Source organism: Limosilactobacillus sp., from assembly GCF_051873035.1.
Lineage (GTDB): Bacteria > Bacillota > Bacilli > Lactobacillales > Lactobacillaceae > Limosilactobacillus.
Window position 1 is genome coordinate 1 of the sequence record NZ_JBJEEL010000036.1, and the last position, 1,823, is coordinate 1,823.

1 protein-coding gene is annotated in these 1,823 nt (G+C 46.3%); it reads right to left on the reverse strand.

Annotation, left to right across the window (positions count from 1 at the left end; all coding sequences use genetic code 11):
• Nucleotides 1-597: 597 nt before the first annotated feature.
• On the reverse strand, nt 598-1,599 hold the full coding sequence (locus tag ACI31H_RS03160) for a D-2-hydroxyacid dehydrogenase (RefSeq protein ID WP_320609970.1): 1,002 nt from the start codon (nt 1,597-1,599) through the stop codon (nt 598-600).
• Between the last annotated feature and the right edge of the window lie 224 nt (nt 1,600-1,823).

Consider the following 1,823-nt stretch of genomic DNA (forward strand, 5'->3'; position numbering starts at 1 on the left):
AAGTATCAGATGCATTTTCTATTTCATCTGTATACTTAGAGGGCATTATAGCCATGAGAAATCGGCCTTTTTATTATTCGTTGATAATTAATTAAGGTCAAACCACAATGTTTAAGAAAAAGTGAAGATTTGCGGGAACGTTTTCAAAGATTGTTCACCATTCCAAAACGGACTAAAATTATCCGACTGACTCTTTAGAGAACATTCTGATAAATCATTAATCATTCCTAAGCATTTGATAAGTTCTGTTCCATTTTTGCTTAGCAAAAAATTAGTCAATTATTATCAGCGTTATGGAAGAAGCTTGCTATAATAAAGGTGTTGAAAGATAATAAGTTTTTTTAGAAAAGGAAGGGGGTTTACCATGATGTCAGCTTTAAGTAACATGATTGCTGTTGTAAGTTTTGTTGGAATTATTATAGCTTCTGTTGCCGGAATGTTTGTAGGTGGTAAACCCCAACAATAATCTAAAAGATTAAGCAATTATTCATTTATAACAAAACACCCACAGCCATGACTATTGGGATCATGTCTGTGGGTATTTTGTTTATTCAAAAAGGCTCCAGCCATGCCGAAGCCCCATTTCTTAGTTATTAATTAGCCAACCTTCACGGGTGTATCCGGGGTCTCACCGTTTACCAGGGCCAGGTTGTTGTCAAAGGCCTTCACAACCATGTTGCGGACCGCATGCGTCGTGTAGAAGGCGGTGTGCGGCGTTACCAGCACGTTTGGCCGATCAATCAGGTCCTTTAAGCGGGCATCAGGGAATTCCTTCCCCCGCCAGTCAGCGTTGAAGATCCCCACTTCGTTTTCATAGGTATCCATCACGAAGCCAAAGAGTTTGCCACTGTCCAGAGCACGAACCACGGCGTCTGTATCCACCAGCGCACCACGGGAAACATTGACCAGAACCGCATCGTCCTTCATCTTGGCGATCGTCTCGTCGTTGATCATCTTGATCGTGTTCTTCAGGGCCGGCACGTGCAGGGAGATCACATCTGCCTGTTGGTAAATATCGTCCAGGGAGTCGACGTAGTAGCCCGCTTCCTCGAGCTTTGGATCATGGAAGACATCGTAGGCAATCACTTTGGCGCCGAAGCCTTCCATGATCTGCATGTAAACCTGGCCGATGTGGCCGGTCCCAATGACCCCCACCGTCTGGTCACGAACTTCACGACCGATCGTTGGTGCCCAACGCAGGTCACCACTCTCAACCTTACGATCCATGACCTTCGTCTGCCGCAGAATCCGGGCCGTCTGAATGGCGGCGTGCTCAGCAATCGCGTTTGGTGAGTAGACCGGCACGTTGGTGATTTCAAAGCCCAGCTCCTTAGCCGTGGCCATGTCGATGTTGTCCACTCCGACGTTTCGTAGTGACATCTTAGTAATTCCCTCATCTGCCAGTGCCCGGAGCGTTTCTGGCGTGTAATCCAGCTGCTGGTAAACAACCACGCCGTCTGCTCCGGCCGCTTGCTTAGCAGTTTCCGGCGTCAGTAGGTCGGCAGTGTAGTCAACAGTGACCTCGGGATGAGCCGTGGCCCATTCCTTTAAGTACGGTTCCTCATCCTTACGAATACTATATGCAAAAATTTTGGTCATTGAGATTCCTCCATTTCGTAGTGTAGCAACAACTGCGTGAGGGTAATTATTCCTCAAGGATATTATCCCGGAATTGGCCGCCAATGCCAACCATTTTCTTTGAACTCTTAAGAATCTTAAGGCGAGCGCTTTGCTTGCTCTTCACCGTCTCCACCAGCATAATGAATACGGCAGATTGCAAGAAATAACTTGAACAAATCTATTGGCGCAGATTAAGCAAAAAG